The organism is uncultured Nostoc sp. (genome assembly GCF_964247315.1).
In the GTDB taxonomy this organism is placed as follows: Bacteria; Cyanobacteriota; Cyanobacteriia; order Cyanobacteriales; family Nostocaceae; genus Nostoc.
Map to the genome: position 1 here is coordinate 15,808 of NZ_CAXTTT010000009.1, position 16,772 is coordinate 32,579.

Genomic DNA, 16,772 nt, shown 5'->3' on the forward strand with positions numbered 1-16,772 from the left:
TAGAAATCTATAGGTTTAATATTACTTAAAAACTTAATACTAAAAAATATTTTCCATAAATATTGCTAGTGGATTGCTAATGCCATGAGATAAGTTTTGGCATTAAATTTGTATCTTTTATATTTATTATTTTCTATTAAGGATCTAAAACTATGTCTGTTTTCTCCCCTGATGGTCGGACAAAAGTTAGCAACACGACAACTTTTCCGTTTAGTGCTATAGGAAAGATGAGAATACATTGGAAAGGCCCAGATGGGGTTATTGATACTGCTGATGATATTATCGTCAACGGTTCTGGTGCCATGATTGACCCCTACCATTTTTTAACAGCAGGACACTGTGTGTATGACACGAGATATGGGGGTTGGGCAGATAAAATTGAGGTGATGCTTGGTTCTAAAGGAAATATTATTGCTGGTACAAAGCAGGCTGACTATGAATACTATAGTGAAGCCAAATCTGCTTATACACGTTCTTTTGAAGGATGGACTCAAGGAGATCAAACTAAAAGCGAAACTTTTCAATACGATATAGGATTGGTTACTCTTGACCGCAATATTGGAAACTTCACTGACTGGTTTAACTATGGATATGACGATAATCTCAGCAGTGGAACTTTAATGAATGTTACTGGATACCCTGCTGATAAGTTTGATTCCAACAGCGATGGAAAATGGGACAACTATGATATGTGGACTCAGAGTGGAAAAATCACAAGTACAACTGACTCAATCTTGCGTAGTAATGAACTAGATATTCTACCTGGAAATAGTGGAGGCCCTCTCTGGCTTGATAATTCCAATACAAATAAACCGACTATTTATGGAGTAGCTTCAAATGAGACAACCACCAACAACACTCCGCTTTACAACGAGTTCGCCCGAATTACAAGCACTCGATATAACGAGATTCAAAACTGGATCGACGAAGACACTACCGCTCACAAACCTATTGACAAAGCTGATTTAGTAGATTCTGACGTGTGGTTTAACACAACTCTTGGAAGTTTTAGTAATAACAATATCAAATATGGAGAAAATTTCAGCATCACAGTCTATCCTCGCAACAATGGTACAGCCGCAACAGGCACTTTTTCGGTTTCTTTTTACGCTTCTACTGATGCCAATGTCACTAATAATATTGGTTCTCATTACTTAATTGGGAATACAACTATTTCTTCGATTAATCCATTCAATTCGGGAACAGCGGCTTGGAGTGGTGCGTTTCCTAATATCCCAATTGGAAATTACTACGTTATTTCATTTCTAGATCCAACTAATTCAATCCAAGAGTTTGATGAGAGTCTAAGTAGCAACCAAAAGGTATTTAGAACTTTACTCACTGTTACTAATAGTACGCCCACTTCGGCACCTGTAAACAATTCATCAACTGTTAGCTCTGCTTTATCAGCCAATGAAGAAAATCTCACTTTAACAGGTACAGATAATATTAATGAGATTGGTAATACTAGTAATAACAATCTAAATGGTGGAAATAGCAATGATATCCTTATAGGAGGAAGTGGTAACGATACTTTTGTTGGAGGTTTAGGTAACGATACCCTAACAGGAGGAACTGGATCTGATATTTTTACTATTAATACCCCTTCTGAGGGTATTGATAACATTACAGATTTTTCGTCCTTAGATGACACAATTTATGTTTCTAAAATAGGGTTTGGAGGTGGACTTAGTGAGGGTATACTTCAAACCAGGCAATTTTTTATCGGTTCAGTAGCACAAAATAGCAGCGATCGCTTTATCTACAACAATAATACAGGAGGTTTATTCTTTGATGCTGATGGTACAGGCTCATCTGGTCAAATTCAAGTTGCTCAACTAGCAATAAATCTAGCCATGACTAATACAGATATTTTCGTGATTGCCTAAATAATCCAAAACTTATACCAGTTTTCTATAAAGTTGCACATTATTTTGACCTCTGGCAACCTCCCCGAACTCACGGGAAAGTTGCCAGAAGTTCTTTCCATGTATCTTTATGCAAAATTGGTATTACGCATTGAAAACCTGAAAATAGATTCTCTCTAACCCTTACAAACATAGCTTTTAAGGGGTTGGGATGATACTTATGCGTAAGTCCTAAATCTATCTTTGCAACGCTTAACTAATCCCAAACACTGACTCGACAGTTGACTTAATCGAATCCCGCGCATCTTTCAAAGTTTGGCTAATGGGATGTTTCGCCTGCAAGAATGCCCGCGCACAATTGCGTCCTGGCATTCCTGAAATTGAACCACCTGGATGAGTCCCTGCACCAGTCAAAAATAGATTATCAATTGGTGTTTTGTAATTGGCTATTTCTGGTAAGGGACGGAAAAATATCATCTGATCTAGGGTCATATCAACATGGTAATAATTACCTTTGTACGCACCTAATCTTTCTCCTAGTTCGGCTGGACTTTCTACGCGACGGGCGATAGTTGCATCTTTGACATTAGGTGCATAATTTGCCAATTTATCAATCACCCTATCTGCAACTTTGTTTTTCAATTCATCCGTCCAACCAGTACCTTTTAAACCAGTACCTTCTGCACCAGCAATTTGATAAGGGGCAAAAAACTCAATCCATGCAGTGTGCTTACCTGGTGGTGCTAATGTGGGATCTAAATAACTAGGCATCACCAAATACATTGATGGGTCAGCATCAGGAATTTCTCCCAAGGTACATTTACTATGAGCCTGTTCTACATGAGTTACGGAATCTGCAATTAAGATAGAACCAACAAGATATTCGTCTTTGTGGGCGTGGTGTGGAAAATGCAGTGGTTCGTCTAAAGCCAAATCTATTTTGAGGATGGTTTCGTTGTTGTTAACGATGCGGCGTTCTAATCTTTCCCATAAATTTGGGTCGGCTCCATCAACATCGCTTTTATCAGTCATTTGCAAAAATAACCGCTTGGCATCAATATTAGAAATAACCCCATGTTTAGCGCGATATTCTTTACCACCAGCAACCCGCACACCCACAGCTTTGCCATCATCAATTAAAACTTTTTCAACGTGCTGATCTGTGAGAATAACGCCACCTTTACTTGTGACTAAATTCACCAAAGCTTGCACAAGTGCGCCAGTTCCGCCGCGAGGTCTGGCCATTCCAGGATTGTGACGCATTGCCATCATGATTGCACCAATGGCAAGGGTTTTTTGCGATGGTGGCGCACCAAGTTCTGCTGATAGTCTGGCTAGTGGTGCTTTTAGAAATTCTTCATCAAACCACTCGTTAAGTAAATCTTCAGCGCTGGTTAACATCGTGCGAATGAAATCCAGCGTTTTGTTAGGGGAACCAATAACTGAAACTAAATCTTTTATTTTAGTGATGTCGTAGTTACCAAGGATGTCTATAACTGATTTTGGCGGTGCATTAAACATGGGAATCATTGCACCTAGCGCTCGCTGCCAAAAGTTTACAAATTCTGCGTATTTTTTGGCATCACGTTCGTTGTAACGGGCGATTTCTGCACAAGTCTTTTCCACTGACTTATGTCCTAAGAAATACTTCCCATCAGGATGAGGACAGAAAACAACCGGATCGCACTCCAGATAATGCAAGCCGTATTTTTCTAGTTCTAATTCTTCAACAACTGGCCCTAAGTGAATAAATTCATGGTCAATAGCACACAAGTTAAATTTAAATCCTGGAGCTTCTTGGGGTAGACATTCTTCAGTTGTTGCTGCACCACCTGGTACAGAACGCTTTTCTAGTAACAGAACGCTATAACCAGCTTTTAACAAATACGCTGCACAAACTAGCCCATTATGTCCAGCACCGATTAGGACAACATCATACTCTTGCATAGTTGGAATTTAGAAATAAATAGCTTTCAAAAGCCTATAAAAATTTTCAAAAATTTACATCACTCTTGAGTTACAAAAATCATCTTTAACTACTGTCAATACTACTAAAGAGATAGTTCGGTTATTGATGAGGGTATTTGCTTTACATTAGCTTCTACCATAAGTGTCAAACTACCGATTCCTACTTTTATATCTTTAATAGAAAACTCTATATCCTCCCATTTAAAAGATTGTATATTCATCAATTCTTTGGCTTTGTGCATTAATGCTGTAATTAATTCTATTGAAATACCCTCTCCCTCAGTGCAGTTAAAACTCTCCACCATCGCAGGTTGTGAATGAGTCCGTGGGCGAATGAGGGCAGTGTAAGCGAAAGGACGAGTATTTCCCATTTCCTTTAACAACACTCTTCCTTTACATTCTATTTTGCCTTCACCAGGTAAAAATACCTGAATTTTTTGCGGCTCAAAACTTGCAATTTCACCATCTACATTTAACTCCAAGTTTTGCATCTGTGTGCGAATCAAGTCTGAGGTCAAGGCGCGGTTAATATCTACTTCAGTAACTACAATGTGACCTATAGCATTTACTGACTCATTGAGTTCTATTTTACCAAAAATAGCAGTTAACGGATTGATGTCAATGCTATCTGTTTGTAGTTTAATTTCTTGCACGCGGATGTCCTTTTGTATAACTAATCCTTCACCTGCAAAGGAAACTCCATCCGCCTGTCCCTGAACTATTTTTAATAAATCAGTTTGTACATTTATGTCTATTTTTTCTACTTCATCTAACCCTTGGGATACCATCATTTCAGCGCCCTGAGATAGAACTTTTTCTTCCAGATTATGTTCGTCTTGCATGGATTAGTATCTCGTAAATATCCTCTTACTATTTACTGTAAAGGCTAGATACTAAAGAGCGAATCTACATTCCGGTATATAGTCGGCGAATTGAGTAATCAAGTAAAGGATATTGTTTCTCTTTTAATTTTTGCCTTTTTGGTAACAACCATTTTTACACCGCCGCTAGGGACAATGGTAATACCACGACGGACTGGATGCACAGGACGTTTATCAGTAAGGGTTAGTTGAAAATGCGATAAGATTATGGCTGTTACTAATTTTAGTTCATACATAGAAAATGCGGCACCAATACAACCGCGATAACCTCCACCGAAGGGTAAATACTCGTAAGGTGAAAATTTTTGGTTGAGGAATCTTTCTGGACGAAACTTTTCTGGTTCTGGGTAAGTGTCCGTTCGGCGATGTGCTAAATAAATACAGGGAACTAAAACTGTTTCTGATGTAAATTTATGCCCCATAATTTCTACTCTATCTTTTACCATTCGCGGTGTGCAAATTAAAGCAATAGGATGAATTCGCAGTGTTTCTTGACAGACGGCGGTGAGGTAAGGTAATTGTGTAATTTTTTCGGGATTTGTGAGATTGTCCAAGGTATTTAGTTCTTGCATTAGCCTATATTTAACCTCTGGGTGAGAGTGAATTAAATAAAATATCCAGGCTAATACCCCAGATGTAGTTTCGTAACCCAATAGCAATAATGAAACTAGTTGATCGCGTAATTCATCATCTGTCATCTGTTGCCCATTTATGTCATGCGCTGACATCAGCAGACTGAGAATATCTGTATGCGCAGCATCTTTTTGGCAACGTCTTTCAGAAATTTCTGCATAGATAAGTTTGTCAATTTGCTCTCGTCTTTTTAAGAAAATTCCCCAAGGACTCCATGCGCCTAAATCTTTTTGCAGCAAAGGAAAGAAAAACAAGCTGGAATACCAAGGTTTAGTTACGTCTTCTAATAAAGAACTCAATTGTTCTTTTAATTGTTGGTAACGCACACCATGAGTAATCCCAAATACCACTTGTAAGATAACTTCTAAAGTGATATTTGACATTAATTTGTGTATACAAATATCTGTACCTGATGTCCAAGTTTGTGTAAGTTCTTCAGTAATTTGGCAAATTGTTTGTCCATAAGACTTTAAATTATCGCCATGAAATGCTGGGAGTAATAGCTGCCGTTGTTGTTGGTGCGATCGCGCTTCTTTAAATACAATAGAATTTTCTCCAAACAAGGGTTTAAATACATGGGTTGCTTTCTTAAAATCTAACTTGTGTGCAGAGATGGCAAAACAATCGCTAATTGCTTGGGGATGGCTAAAAAATACTATCGGGGGCGACTTTAAACCCATTACCCGCATTGTGAAAATGTCATCATACTTGGCAGCATAATTTTCTAAAGTTTTTGTGGGTTTAGCAATTAATTGCAGAGTTTGCAGCAACGCTGGTGTGCTTAGACTCTTAAGTGTTTTCACTGTTTATTCTATACCTTTATAATTTAATAAGCTGCAAACAATCCAATACGCTTGAGGTCAACCTTGATTCTCCTTAACTTCCTTTTTAAAGAGGTAATTATCGCAAGCCTTTTTAATAGTTTGGCGGGATATTTGGGATTTAATTTACCACTAAATTAACCATTCTGGCAAATCATTACTATTAAGTTTACAAGGATAATAATATTTTTTCTAATTTGTAGAGGTATTTATAGAAAAAACTTACTGAAGTATATTGGAATACACTCCCTAAAATTATGTCTTTTGGTGATATTAAAATTTATTGTATTGGTGTGTATAATCCAATACGGTTCAGTTAAGGCTATACAGTGCTAAGAATTAGGAAAATAGGAGGGTGAGTTCGTGTGCTAGTACCTCGGTGCTTTACTCTTTTGGAGCGAAACTTAGATACAGGTTTTTTTACAACTCTGGGGTTGGTTCGATGAACTCCTTCTGGAAGCAATGTGTCTAGAATTTCCAGATTCAACCAGCTTAAAAAAAAGTGAGTTCTTGAGGTTGCAAGCGTTGGAACTTTGGCAACGCACGACGAATAACTCGTAATGTACCAGTGAAACTCAGGCTTAATGGTGCAACACAATTACTATTTGCAGCTTGGAAAATTAATGATCTGATATCATGTCCGGCTAATTAGTTATGATTCTTGCATCTGTGCAAAAATCTGAAAACTCTTTCTCACCCTGCCCCTTACCTTCTTAATGATAAGTCTTTAACTGGACATGATATGACAGCCCAATGTGCGAGTAACCAGCCATAAGTTTCCTGCACAACTTACCGTGGTTTTTGAGAACGAACAGGAGTTTTTCTGGCTAACAGTTTTCCTTTATCAAGGAGTAGAGCGAATTCATCTAGAATTCGATTTGGATGAAGAGCGATCGCAGGTACCCCTTCCGTGCATTTTCTTGCAATTTAATCGGGAAACTTTCATTGATGTTCAAAACTTAATTAAAATGACAACAAGGCTCCTAAACTCCAGGGCTTCCCCACTTCTTGAGTCAAATCTCCGGCGTTGTGCTGATTCTCTACCTACTGGCGCAACCATCAGCCATCTGGGAGCCATACTATCTCGCCAAGCCAACGCTGTCAGGGTGAATGTCAAGGGAGTTTCTCCAGAGCAATTATCAGATTACCTGATGCAAATTGGATGGACAGATTCGACAAATACATTCTCTGCCCTTGTCTTGACTCTATCTAAGTTTGTAGATTTCATTCTTTTGAGTTTCGATGTGGGCGATACTGTCCTACCCAGAATTGGTTTGGAATGTTTTTTAGATAACCAGCCCGATGAGGAACCCCGGTGGCAGCTATTTCTAGACTATTTGGTTGAAGCAGGACTGTGTACCCCAGTTAAGAAAAATGCCTTTTTAGCTTGGCCTGGATTGTCTGCAAAATCATCAGTTCCAGATTTATGGCCCAGTAATATTAGCTTTGGCGATCGCTTGTTGGGTTCTAGAGCCTTTAGCATCTTTTGGAGAAGGGTTAACCATATAAAACTCATCTATCAACCAGGTATTCCTTTGGAAGCAAAAGGGTATTTAGCATTTGGTCATGGTTGGTACGATCGCAACGAGCTAATTACAACCGAACAGCAAAAAACTGAGAACAGCAATCCAATTCGCTAACAATAGCAAGAAGACTGAAACAGCAATTGCTTAATTTATACCAATTTATTGGCAATCCCAACAAAGAATAGCAAATTTTTATAAAGAAACTATGAACTACAATTACGATTTGATTATTGTCGGTGGCGGACCTGCTGGCTCAACAATGGCTCTGTCTGCTCACAAACATGGATTAAAGGTTTTACTCTTAGACAAAGAACAATTCCCTCGCGACAAAATATGTGGGGATGCAATACTGGTTGACTGCATGACTATTTTGCAGGAATTTCAGCTAATAGATAAATTATTGCAAGAACCTCATGCTAGGACAGGTACATACCAGATATTTACCGAGCATGAGCATTTACAAGTATGTTCCCAGTCTCATGAACTATTAATATCAAAACGCAAAATTTTTGATAATATCTTGTTTCAGTCTGCAAAATCTTGCGTTGACACACGAGAGGGGGCGAAAGTAGAAAATCTGCTCATAAAAGACGGACAAGTATTCGGTGTACAGGGAACTTACCAAACCGGAAAATCTTTTGAATACACTGCAAAAATTGTTGCTGGGGCAGACGGTTGCGGTTCCGTCGTCGCCAAAAAATTAGGCTTGTATAAGTTTGAACCTCAAAATGGGGCAGTGGCAACCAGGGCTTACTATCGCAACTTGCCTGTTTCTGACAATGAATTAGAATTTTACTACTTTCAAGAATGTCTACCCGGTTACTTATGGATTTTTCCCGTTGACAGTGAAACAGTAAATGTTGGGGTTGGGATATGGGGTGGTACTTACAAAAACAAAAATACTTCTTTGCCAGCATTACATCGTCAACTAACGCAATCTCCTCTGCTAAAGAAGCGGTTTGAAAAAGCCGAACTGATTGGAGATATTCAAGCTTGGTATCTGCCACTTGCGAGTGTGCGGCGAACCATGCACGGAGACGGCTTTATTCTAGCTGGTGATGCAGCTGGATTAATTGACCCGTTTTGGGGAGATGGAATTGATACAGCAATGATTTCTGGGAAAATTGCTGGTGAGATATTAGCAGAGGTATGCCGTGGTAGCAATTATAGTGCTGAAGTTTTGCAGAAATACGCTGATGCCGTTTGGAGTCGCTTAGGTTCCCGGTTTAAGTTCAACTATTTGTTCCGCCAGCGTTTTGAGTCACCCCCCATTGTCTTTCCTTTTTTGACGCGCCTGGAGATGTTTAATAAATTCTATTTTCAAGGAGCTGGAAAATCCAAACGTCTGGCACAAAGCTTGAACTGAAACAATATTGAGTCCTATTAAAAATCGATGCCTCCTCAATAGTTCAAAAGATGGAATGGAATTTGACTATAAGTAAATTGCACCAATCATGTTCAACAAACCGCAGTTTAAGCCTCATTTCCACGTTGAAGCCGTAGAACCTAGTACCGTTTATCTGATGAGCGAACAGGGGCATATTGCTCTAAGCGGTCGCATCTACGTCTTGTTAGCTCCTTTGCTAAATGGTCAACACACCCTTGATGAAATTGTCAAGCAACTAAAAGAACATATATCACTTTTTGGTATTTACCATGCTTTAACTAATCTGGAAAACCAAGGCTACCTTACTGAAGGGGCAGATATCCCGAATGAGGTAGCTGCTTTCTGGAGTTTGCAGGGTGTAGATCCCACAGTAGCCGTAAGCCTTCTGCAAGACACTAGAGTTTCTGTAACTGCCTTGGGTGCATTGAAGACAGAACCATTTATCTCTGCGTTAGAATCGCTGAACATCCAGGTTGGTTACGAGGGAAACTTTACAGCTGTATTGACCGATGACTACCTACAACCTGGTTTAGATGAATTTAACTCTCAAGCCTTACGTATCCAAAAACCTTGGATGTTGGTTAAACCTATAGGCACGACAATCTGGGTCGGACCAATCTTTGTTCCGGGTCAAACAGGTTGTTGGCAGTGCCTTGCCCAACGTCTGCGGGGCAACCGTGAAGTCGAAACAGCTGTTGGGCAGCAAAAAGGAATAGTAGCTCCCTTTCCCACCTCTCGGTCAATTTTACCAACCCACTTACAGATCGGCTTAAATTTGGCAGCAGCGGAAATTGCCAAATGGATCGCTCAAGGGAAACACGAACAGCTAGAAGGCAAGGTGCTGACCTTGGATCTAGCCTCACTGTCCATGCAGCACCACGTTTTAGTTAAGCGCCCACAATGTCCGGCTTGTGGTGAAAAAGCGGCTAGTGAGTACCACAAACCTAAACCAATCTTGCTCGAAAGTCACAAGAAGCTATTCACAGCAGACGGCGGTCATCGCTGTCTCACTCCAGAGCAGACTCTCAAGAAATATTCTCATCATATCAGCCCGATTACAGGAGTAGTCAGCGCTCTACCCAAAAAGGAGATAGAAAGCAATCTAATTCATGTTTACAGTGCTGTTCACCCTTTTGGAGGAAAACTTGACAGTTTAACGGAGCTGCGCCGCAGTTTGCGTCACAAGAGTGCTGGCAAGGGTAAAACTGACCAGCAATCTAAAGTAAGCGGTCTGTGTGAAGCGATTGAACGGTATTCTGGCATTTTCACGGGCGATGAAATCTGCATCAAAGGCATCTATGCCCAACTAGAATCAGCTGCTATTCATCCCAATACTTGTATGCTCTTTAGCGTCAACCAGTACCAAAACCGCCAAGAATGGAACACAATACACGGTAGTTTTGCCTGGTTACCCGAACCTTTTAATGAGGAAAAAGAAATTGAATGGACACCTGTTTGGTCGCTGACCCATCAACTGTTCAAGTATCTGCCAACCGCTTACTGTTACTATAACTATCCGCTTCCCGACAACCATCGCTTCTGTCGGGGAGATTCCAACGGCAACGCAGCGGGCAATACCTTAGAAGAGGCAATTTTCCAAGGGTTTATGGAGGTGGTAGAACGAGACTGCGTGGCGTTGTGGTGGTATAACCGCATTAAACGACCCACCGTGGATTTAGACAGTTTTGATGAGCCGTATTTGCTAGCCCTGAGAGACTATTATCAAACTCAACACCGCGACTTTTGGGTGTTAGATATCACCAGTGACTTTAATATTCCCTGTTTTGTCGCCATTTCCCGACGTACTCAAGGAACAACTGAGGAGTTATTACTAGGTTTTGGTACCCATTTTGACCCTAAAGTAGCCATTCTCAGGGCAGTAACCGAGATGAATCAGTCATTGGGCATCGATTTGGATAATGGCAAGACCACGCCTGACGAGCCAGATTGGCAGTACTGGCTCAAGTCAGCCACTTTAGAGAATCAGCCTTACCTGGTTGGCGATCGCAACGCTCCTTTGAAAGTCTACTCTGATTATCAAGAGCGCTATCACGACGATCTGCGGCAAGATGTACTCAACTGCGTGGAGATTGCAGCCGCACACGGCATGGAAACCTTAGTTCTCGACCAAACCCGCCCTGATATCGGTCTCAACGTAGTCAAGGTGATTGTTCCTGGAATGCGCCACTTTTGGAATCGGTTTGCCCCAGGGCGGCTTTATGAGGTTCCGGTGAAAATGGGCTGGTTGCCAGCGCCACTGACAGAAGAGCAACTCAACCCGATACCAATGTTTTTCTAAACCTCATGGATTTTGAATTTGAAATTTTGGATTTGAGATTGCTTTTCTGGCTCCAAGTCAAAACTTGAAACTTTAGGGAAATTTATGTCGCAGCAATTCCTTCTATCTTTCAAAAAAGATATTTCCCTCATTGAACAAGAAGAAACAGAGCGACTCGTTCTCCAATCGTCAAACCGCTCTTTGACATTTAAGCAGGTGCAGTCGGGATTGAAAACAGCTCTCAAGACGCTGGCTGATGGCGGTGCTACTTTGGCAGAACTTAGCCAACTAGTACAACAGGACGACGGAAATTTTTTAGCGCTAAGGTTTTATGCCTACCGGCAAAAGTTCTCCAACTTCGGCTGGCTTTGTCATTCAGTCTTAGCAGAAGGACAACCGATCGCCATTGCCGTGCCCCTCACCTCAGATTATCAATTTCCTTACACAGAGGTAGCTGTCGAGTTTAAGTATATGCTCTCTGGCTTTGCTTATTGCCACCAAGTCGAAGGGCAACTGCTGCTAGAGTCACCGTTATCTCAAACACAAGTGCTATTAATGGATTGGAAAGGTGCAGCCTTATTCAGTCAGCTAGCTAAACCTCACAGTTGCAGTGAATTAGTCAATAAAGTTCCGGGAATTTCCTTACAGACGGTGAAGCAGTTTGTCAATCTACTTCTAAGTACTCAAATGCTTTCTGAGGTGTGTGAAGACGGCACCATCACTGAACAAGCCAATACAACCCTTGCTCAATGGGAATTTCACGACCTCCTATTTCATACCCGCAGCCGACTAGGAAGGCACGCCAATCCGTTTGGCGGAACGTTACCGTTTCTTAGGCAAAATTGAGCCACTGCCTGCTCTTAAACCTCGGATGTCAAAGGAGGTAATTGAGCTATATAAACCCGATTTGGAAACGCTCAAAACTATAGAGGCTTCCTTTACACAGGTTTTAGAAGCGAGAAAGTCGATTCGGCAATACGGAAAAACCCCCATTACTGCACAACAATTAGGAGAGTTTATCTATCGCTGCGCTAGGGTAAAACATCTGATCCAAACAGAGCGTACAGAAATCGCTCACCGTCCCTATCCCAGTGGAGGGGCACTTTACGAGTTGGAACTCTATCCCATAGTCAATAGTTGCGAGGGCATTCCTTTTGGCTTGTATCACTATCACCCCTTAGCCCATCAACTGTGTCGGATTGCTGACAGAACAGAAACTGTAGAAGCACTACTTAATAATGCTCAGCAATCGGCGGGACAGCAAGATATGCCTCAAGTTTTGATTGTCATTGCCGCCCGGTTTCAAAGGTTGGCTTGGAAGTATGAATCGATGGCTTACGCATTGATGCTCAAGCATGTTGGGATTCTTTATCAGACCATGTACCTGGTGGCAACATTGATGGAATTAGCTCCCTGTGGTCTTGGAGGTGGTAATTCCGATTTATTTAATAGGGCAGCAGGATGTGACTACTACGCCGAAACCTCTGTTGGTGAGTTTGCTTTGGGCAGTAAGCCCAAAGCTTAACTTAATGAATAATTTAAAGAAGAAACAATGTCTAAGTTTCAACAACGACAACAAGCAATCAGCAATGGCAGTCACGCCCTAGTTATTGGTAGTGGTATTGCCGGGTTACTAGCAGCTAGAGTTTTACTGAACCATTTTCAGCATGTTACCATAGTTGAGCGCGATTCTTTACCAGAACAACCACAACTGCGTCCGGGAGTGCCTCAAGCAGTCCAGTCTCATGGAATTCTAGTCCAGGGTCAAAGAATTCTGGAGCAGCTTTTTCCCGGTTTGGACGATGAATTGATTGCCGCAGGTGCAATTTCCGTTAATTGGGGCGCAGACGTTCTTTATCTCAGTTCGCTGGGCATAGCACAAAGTTGCCATTCGTACTTAATCACTTCGGCGTGCAGTCGAATTCTTTTGTAAGGGGCTATTCGCCGTCGTTTAAAGACGGCTAATCGCCTACAATTTTTGGAAGCTACTCAGGTGAAGAAACTACTGACAGACGAGAGCCAATCCAGAATCATAGGAGTACAAGTGCGCGATGCTCTAGCAGGGAGCCGCCTAAAGGACGAGTGGGACAATTCCCAGTTCGGAGAATTAACAGCCGATCTCATCGTCGATGCTAGCGGACGTAATTCCTCTTTACCCAAATGGTTGGAGGAATTAGGCTATCCAACTCCCTGTGAAACAGTAATCGATGCTTCCCTGGGTTACACAACCCGCTGGTACAACCGTCCCGCGCATTTGCACACAGACTGGAAGATACTGTATGTCTTGCCCAAACCTCCACACGAATCACGCTGCGGCGTACTTGAGCCGGTAGAAGGCAACCGTTGGTCGCTCAGTCTTTACGGTTTTGGTCGAGATTATCCGCCTACTGATGAAGTTGGCTTTCTAGAATTTGCTCGGACACTTCACAGTCCCATTATCTACGAAGTAGTGAAAGATGCCAAACCCATTTCCCCCGTCTATAGCTATCGGCGCACGGAAAATCGCCTGCGTCACTACGAGCAACTCTCGAAATTTCCAGAGGGGATAGTGGCATTAGGAGATGCTGTCTTCGCTTTCAATCCCTACTACGGTCAGGGAATGACTGCTGCTGCTCTTAGTGCCTTAGTCTTAGATCGATGTCTAAATCAACGATGCAGGCAATCTAAAAACGCTCTAATCGGTTTTGGGCAACACTTTCAGCATCAGTTGGCTCGCAGTTTAAAGACTCCTTGGCTAAGTGCAACAAGAAGCGATCGCGTTTGGTTGACAAGTGAAGATTCTATGACTACAAGGAAGCCAAATAAAATAGACCAGTTGCTACAGCAATACGCAGAAGAGGTGATGTTGCTGTCAATGGACTCTCCAGAAGTGCATCGGACAATGATAGAAATATACCATATGGTCAAGCCTCCCATAGCGTTCTTCCAACCAAACATTGCAGTAAAAGTCTTAAGACAGGCTTGGAAAAAAAACAAAACTACCCTTATTTCTTCAATATTACGAACCCAGCATCACCGAGCGTGAATGAAGTGGACTGACACTTCAAAAGGAGTAGAATCTGTGAATCTTGTTAAACTCTTGTTACGAGCCTCCTGGCCTACGATTGTTATTGCAGTGTTTATGAGCGGACTCAGTGGTGGCTGTGCTGTTGCTCTGATTGCCCTAATTGCTACAGCGTTGCGTCAATCTCAGCCACCTTCTCTATTGGTGCTGGGAGGATTTATTGGCTTATGCTGCATTCAATTGATAACTCGCTTCATCTCGGAGGTTTTGTTAACACGCCTCGGTCAGGAAATGACCTGTCACCTTCAGATGCTTCTAGGTCAACGCATTCTTGCCTCATCGCTACGTCAGATTGAAATCATTGGCGCGCCTGCACTGCTATCATCTCTGACTGAGGATATCGAGTACATATCAAACTTCGTCACCTTTATTCCTTTAGTTTGCATCAACGTTGCCGTTGTGAGTGGCTGTCTAGTCTATCTAAGCTGGCTCTCAGGGATGCTTTTTCTTGTTCTGCTGGTGTTTTTGGGGCTGGGCATCGTCAGCCTTCAGTTTCTTCAAACAAAAGCGATCGCTGAACTTAAATTAGCCCGTCAGCAGCAGGATCGGCTATTCCAACACCTGGGCGCTATGATCCAGGGCATCAAGGAACTCAAGCTGCATAGCGCTCGCCGTCAGGCATTTCTCAGTGAAGATTTACAACTCACTAGTGTTGCCGCTAAAAACCATAAGATTGCCGGAATGACGATTTATACTGGGGCTGCTAGTTGGGGAGAAGCGTTACACTTCTTAATTGTGGGCATCCTGCTGTTTTTCCTGCCTAGCCTCCAACCAATTTCTCGCTCGGTTTTATCAGCTTATGTACTCGCATTTATTTACATGGGAACTTACATAGGTCAAATTCTGAACGTGCTTCCTAACTTCGGGAAAGCAAAGGTTGCTTTACATAAAATCTCCGACCTTGGACTACTCTTAGAAAGTAGTGCCGAATCAAGAACTTTTACGTTGCCTGAATCTGGTTCATCCTGGCAACGACTAGAACTGCTGGGAGTGACCCATGTCTATCGTAAAGAGCAAGATGACAGCAGTTTCACTCTCGGCCCGCTTAATCTTACCATAACTGCGGGCAAACTAGTTTTTATCACCGGAGGAAATGGTAGCGGTAAATCAACGCTAGTCAAGTTGCTGACTGGGTTATATATTCCCGAAGCAGGAGAAATTCGGCTTGATGGTCGTTTAATTGATGATGCAAATAGGGAATGGTATCGCCAGCATTTTTCTGCGGTCTTTTCAGATTTTTATTTATTTGAAAGATTTCTAGGACTCTACCAAATTGACGAGCGAGTGCAAGAATATTTAGTCAAACTTCAACTCAATTATAAAGTCAAGGTTGAAGAGGGGAGACTTTCAACCACAAACCTATCACAGGGGCAGCGTAAACGGCTGGCACTCCTAACAGCTTATTTAGAAGATCGCCCTATATACTTGTTTGATGAATGGGCTTCTGACCAAGACCCTATCTTTAAAAAGACCTTCTACAAGGAACTTTTACCAGAATTAAAAGCTAAAGGCAAAACTATTTTAGTTATTAGCCATGATGAACAATATTTTGGCGTAGCTGACCAGATTGTGAGGTTAGATTATGGTCAGATTATAGAAAATAATTCTGAAGAGATTTCATTTTTAAGCCTGAGTTAGTTATGTATCAATTTGATTATTCTTAATTTCAGTAAACCGAAAAGTTTTGCCAACATCAAAAATTAGTAGCCTGTGATACCGTTTTTGGAGAAAAGTGCAAAAGCTGATTGCTTTGGATAAATCATAAGTTTAGATTATTAATAAACCCTAAAAACCAACCAAAATCAGGCAGACGGTAAATAAACTTCGCAAGCTACCCCATAGTTTCGGTCTATTGCTTGGCATAAAAATTCAAGTATCTGTTTGAGGGTAAAAGGAGGCATTAACAACTGGCGTTGGCGCTGGTGTTCTGTGCCGCTGATGGTAATCACAGAATGCTTACCCAGTAAAGGTTCAAACAGCTGATTCACATCGCCAGGAGCTTCCAATTCCTTGGTATCAGTTGTCAAAATTTGCTGTTGCGCTTGGGGGTTGCTGACAATTACTATAGGAGGCAGATTTTTGTCTAATCTGAGAGTAAAAATCTCGCCATAGGTTTTGGCACAAGCCTCCATAAATGACATCGGATTAGCAATCCAGCGTAGCATCTGTGAAACTGCTGGAGTTTGTGGCCCATTTGGGAATCTCATAAATTTTTTTTCCTACTTAATATTTTTTGCTACTTCAATTAACTGAAATTTTAGTTGCGTAACCATTTAAAGTACTTATTCTAACGTTGTAAAAAAGCAATAAACTGTTACAACCTCAAAGATGTAAAATTTTTGTTAA

General features: G+C 41.5%; 13 protein-coding genes and 1 pseudogene. 9 read left to right on the plus strand and 5 right to left on the minus strand.

The window, feature by feature from the left end:
* Positions 1 to 152 precede the first annotated feature (152 nt).
* Positions 153 to 1,889: a trypsin-like serine protease gene (locus ACFE93_RS04670; protein ID WP_375472233.1), complete on the plus strand. Its 1,737-nt coding sequence runs from the start codon at positions 153 to 155 to the stop codon at positions 1,887 to 1,889.
* 231 nt (positions 1,890 to 2,120) lie between these two features.
* On the opposite strand, the gene crtO is transcribed toward ACFE93_RS04670, so the two are convergent.
* The 4 genes and pseudogenes from crtO to ACFE93_RS04690 all read right to left on the minus strand — a co-directional run.
* A complete protein-coding gene (gene crtO / locus ACFE93_RS04675) occupies positions 2,121 to 3,815 on the minus strand; it encodes a beta-carotene ketolase CrtO (RefSeq protein WP_375472234.1) in 1,695 nt (564 codons plus the stop codon).
* A 104-nt stretch (positions 3,816 to 3,919) separates the two neighbouring features.
* The gene (locus ACFE93_RS04680; protein ID WP_375472235.1) at positions 3,920 to 4,678 is read right to left on the minus strand and encodes a DUF2993 domain-containing protein; all 759 of its coding nucleotides are present in this window, start codon (positions 4,676 to 4,678) and stop codon (positions 3,920 to 3,922) included.
* Between the two features lie 98 nt (positions 4,679 to 4,776).
* Positions 4,777 to 6,153, minus strand: coding sequence for a cytochrome P450 (locus tag ACFE93_RS04685; protein ID WP_375472236.1), 1,377 nt, complete (start codon positions 6,151 to 6,153; stop codon positions 4,777 to 4,779).
* Between the two features lie 510 nt (positions 6,154 to 6,663).
* A pseudogene (locus tag ACFE93_RS04690) lies at positions 6,664 to 6,819 on the minus strand (IS4 family transposase); the annotation flags it as partial.
* 107 nt (positions 6,820 to 6,926) lie between these two features.
* Between ACFE93_RS04690 and ACFE93_RS04695 the strand changes: the two are divergent.
* The 8 genes from ACFE93_RS04695 (at position 6,927) to ACFE93_RS04730 (ending at position 16,064) form a co-directional block, all read left to right on the plus strand.
* On the plus strand, positions 6,927 to 7,811 hold the full coding sequence (locus ACFE93_RS04695) for a hypothetical protein (RefSeq protein WP_375472237.1): 885 nt from the start codon (positions 6,927 to 6,929) through the stop codon (positions 7,809 to 7,811).
* 91 nt (positions 7,812 to 7,902) lie between these two features.
* The gene (locus ACFE93_RS04700; RefSeq protein ID WP_375472238.1) at positions 7,903 to 9,063 is read left to right on the plus strand and encodes an NAD(P)/FAD-dependent oxidoreductase; all 1,161 of its coding nucleotides are present in this window, start codon (positions 7,903 to 7,905) and stop codon (positions 9,061 to 9,063) included.
* An 88-nt stretch (positions 9,064 to 9,151) separates the two neighbouring features.
* Positions 9,152 to 11,383, plus strand: a complete 2,232-nt coding sequence (locus ACFE93_RS04705; protein WP_375472239.1) for a TOMM precursor leader peptide-binding protein — start codon at positions 9,152 to 9,154, stop codon at positions 11,381 to 11,383.
* An 84-nt stretch (positions 11,384 to 11,467) separates the two neighbouring features.
* On the plus strand, positions 11,468 to 12,208 hold the full coding sequence (locus tag ACFE93_RS04710) for a hypothetical protein (RefSeq protein WP_375472240.1): 741 nt from the start codon (positions 11,468 to 11,470) through the stop codon (positions 12,206 to 12,208).
* Entirely contained in the window at positions 12,174 to 12,887 is a 714-nt protein-coding gene (locus tag ACFE93_RS04715; protein ID WP_375472241.1) for a SagB family peptide dehydrogenase, read from the plus strand. Before ACFE93_RS04710 ends, ACFE93_RS04715 begins: the two co-directional genes overlap by 35 nt.
* 27 nt (positions 12,888 to 12,914) lie before the next feature.
* A complete protein-coding gene (locus ACFE93_RS04720) occupies positions 12,915 to 13,295 on the plus strand; it encodes an FAD-dependent oxidoreductase (RefSeq protein WP_375472242.1) in 381 nt (126 codons plus the stop codon).
* A gap of 60 nt (positions 13,296 to 13,355) precedes the next feature.
* Entirely contained in the window at positions 13,356 to 14,387 is a 1,032-nt protein-coding gene (locus ACFE93_RS04725; protein ID WP_375472243.1) for an NAD(P)/FAD-dependent oxidoreductase, read from the plus strand.
* A 36-nt stretch (positions 14,388 to 14,423) separates the two neighbouring features.
* Complete coding sequence (locus ACFE93_RS04730) at positions 14,424 to 16,064, plus strand: cyclic peptide export ABC transporter (protein ID WP_375472244.1); 1,641 nt, start codon at positions 14,424 to 14,426, stop codon at positions 16,062 to 16,064.
* A gap of 164 nt (positions 16,065 to 16,228) precedes the next feature.
* On the opposite strand, the gene ACFE93_RS04735 is transcribed toward ACFE93_RS04730, so the two are convergent.
* Positions 16,229 to 16,633, minus strand: a complete 405-nt coding sequence (locus ACFE93_RS04735; protein WP_375472245.1) for a cytochrome P450 — start codon at positions 16,631 to 16,633, stop codon at positions 16,229 to 16,231.
* Positions 16,634 to 16,772 lie beyond the last annotated feature (139 nt).